This is a genomic window from Prevotella sp. P4-119, from assembly GCF_002251345.1.
Taxonomy (GTDB): Bacteria; Bacteroidota; Bacteroidia; order Bacteroidales; family Bacteroidaceae; genus Prevotella.
In genome coordinates, this window is the sequence record NZ_NPJB01000059.1 from 1 (window position 1) to 3,312 (window position 3,312).

Annotated in this window: 2 rRNA genes; both read right to left on the reverse strand. The window is 52.9% G+C overall.

The features are described from left to right. Window positions 1–44 precede the first annotated feature (44 nt). Window positions 45–157 (reverse strand): 5S ribosomal RNA (rrf, locus tag CIK89_RS06320). A gap of 101 nt (window positions 158–258) precedes the next feature. After that, a 23S ribosomal RNA gene (locus CIK89_RS06325) occupies window positions 259–3,154 on the reverse strand. Window positions 3,155–3,312 lie beyond the last annotated feature (158 nt).

The window sequence follows — 3,312 nt, forward strand, 5'->3', positions numbered from 1 at the left end:
AAAAAAGCACCTTGCTTCATTGCTGAAACAAGGTGCTTTGTAAAAGATGGCGGCCTCCTACTCTCCCGCATTGCATTGCAGTACCATCGGCGCAAGTGGGCTTAACTTCTCTGTTCGGAATGGGAAGAGGTGGAACCCCACCGCAATAGCCACCTGATAATTCTCTCAGCCGTATCACATACAGCCGGTATAGGTTGACAATCGCACACAAGCAAACTGTATCACAGATACAGAGTCAACATCTGAAAGTATCGCCTCAGACAAAAGTTTTCGGGCAATTAGTAGTGCTCGGCTTTGACATCGCTGTCTTTACACCTGCACCCTATCAACGTCGTAGTCTTCGACGACCCTCAATGGAGTCCTCATCTTGAGGCCGGCTTCGCACTTAGATGCTTTCAGCGCTTATCCGAACCCGACGCGGATACCCGGCGGTGCACCTGGCGGCACAACCGGTAAACCGGAGGTCGGTCAACCACGGTCCTCTCGTACTAGTGGCCGGTCCCCTCAAGACTCCTGCGCCCACGATAGATAGAGACCGAACTGTCTCACGACGTTCTGAACCCAGCTCGCGTGCCACTTTAATGGGCGAACAGCCCAACCCTTGGGACCTTCTCCAGCCCCAGGATGTGACGAGCCGACATCGAGGTGCCAAACCACCCCGTCGATATGAGCTCTTGGGGGGGATCAGCCTGTTATCCCCGGAGTACCTTTTATCCTTTGAGCGACGGACCTTCCATACGGATCCGCCGGATCACTATGCCCCAGTTTCCTGCCTGCTCGGCATGTCTGCCTCCCAGTCAAGCGCCCTTATGCCATTGCACTCTATAAGGCCGGTTACCAATCGGCCCGAGGGCACCTTTGGAAGCCTCCGTTACGCTTTTGGAGGCGACCACCCCAGTCAAACTACCCACCAAGCAGTGTCCGCGCAATGCGCGTTAGACCTCAGGCAGCAGAAGGGCCGTATTTCAAGGATGGCTCCACACACGCTGGCGCGCATGATTCAATGCCTCCGGCCTATCCTACACATCCGATGACCAAGGTCAATGCTAAGCTGTAGTAAAGGTTCACGGGGTCTTTTCGTCCCATCGCGGGTAATCGGCATCTTCACCGATACTACAATTTCACTGAGCTCACGGTTGAGACAGCGTCCGGATCATTACACCATTCGTGCAGGTCGGAACTTACCCGACAAGGAATTTCGCTACCTTAGGACCGTTATAGTTACGGCCGCCGTTTACCGGGGCTTCAATTCAATGCTTCCCTTGCGGTGACATCTCCTCTTAACCTTCCGGCACCGGGCAGGTGTCAGGCTGTATACCTCATCTTGCGAGTTTGCACAGCCCTGTGTTTTTGCTAAACAGTTGCCTGGACCTATTCTCTGCGCCTCCATTGCTGGAGGACCCCTTATCCCGAAGTTACGGGGTCAGTTTGCCTAGTTCCTTAACCGTGAATCTCTCAACGCCTTAGTATGTTCTACCCGACTACCTGTGTCGGTTTGCGGTACGGGTTCCGTATGGATTAAGTTTAGCGGATTTTCTCGGCAGTATGATTACCTGCGCTGTCGGCTCTCTCCGGAGAGAGTGCCGTACTCTCGGAGTTCAGCTCGGGAGGTGGATTTGCCTGCCTCCCTCAATGCCTACATCCTTTAACGGGGAATTCCGTTTCCCCGCGGCAGTGTCACGACTGCGTCTCCACGTCACTCCATAAGGAAGTCACGGAATATTGACCGTGTCAGCCATCGCCTTCGCCGTTCGGCTTAGACTTAGGACCCGACTTACCCCGGGATGATTAACATTGCCCGGGAAACCTTAGTCGTACGGCGGGGGTGGATCTCACACCCCTAATCGTTACTTATACCTACATTTGCTTTTCCTGAAGCTCCAGGGAAAGTCGTCCTTTCCCATTCAACGCCGCAGGAATGCTCCCCTACCGATACTTTTATCATTACTATCCCGCGACTTCGGTGCCTGTCTTATACCCGATTATTATCCATGCACGGTCTCTCGACTAGTGAGCTGTTACGCACTCTTTGAATGAATGGCTGCTTCCAAGCCAACATCCTAGCTGTCACGGAGACCACACTTCGTTAGACTAACTCAGACAGAACTTGGGGACCTTAGACGGCGGTCTGGATTCTTCTCCTCTCGGGGACGGACCTTAGCACCCGCCCCCTTACTGCCACACTGCGGTGTATGAGCATTCGGAGTTCGTCAGGTCGCGATAGGCGGTGAAGCCCTCTTGACCTATCGGTCGCTCTACCTCTCATACAGATCATGTGACGCGGCACCTAAATGCCTTTCGGGGAGTACGAGCTATCTCCGAGTTTGATTGGCCTTTCACTCCTACACACACCTCATCCGGAAGCTTTTCAACGCTTATCGGTGCGGACCTCCATCCCGTGTTACCGGGACTTCATCCTGGACATGTGTAGATCACTCGGTTTCGCGTCTACCTCCACAGACTATACGACCTGTTCAGCCTCGCTTTCACTGCGGCTCGGGAAGTCCTCTTCCTTAACCTCGCCTGTGACGGTAACTCGTAGGTTCATTATGCAAAAGGCACGCCGTCACTGCTTATAGCAGCTCCGACCGCTTGTAGGCGCATGGTTTCAGGTACTCTTTCACTCCCCTTATAGGGGTACTTTTCACCTTTCCCTCACGGTACTGGTACGCTATCGGTCTCACGGGAGTATTTAGCCTTGCCGGATGGGCCCGGCGGATTCGCGCAGGATTACACGTGTCCCGCGTTACTCAGGATACCGCTAGGTCTCGCAATTGTTTCGAATACAGGATTATCACCTTCTATGATGTAACTTTCCAGATACTTCTTCTCACATTGCAAGTACCACGGCGCGGTCCTACAACCCCTGCCATGCGTTGCCACAAAGCAGGTTTGGGCTCTTCCCCGGTCGCTCGCCACTACTGGGGGAATCATTGTTATTTTCTCTTCCTCGAGGTACTAAGATGTTTCAGTTCCCTCGGTTAGCCTCCCTGCCTACGCAGGGATAACAGGCCTTCAGCCTGATGGGTTGTCCCATTCGGAAATCTGCGGATCAAGGGATATTTGCTCCTACCCGCAGCTTATCGCAGCTTATCACGTCCTTCATCGCCTCCGTGAGCCAAGGCATCCACCATGCGCCCTGACTTACTTTCGCCTTGACTTAAGCATACTTTCCTATGACTATAGGCGGCCGTATGCATAAGTGCTCATACTTTCAGCTGTTGATTTCTGATTTATTATCTAATCTACAGTCTTGCTTGTGTCAATATGTCAAAGATCTCTTTCCTCTATTTCAAGGACAAGTGGAGAATA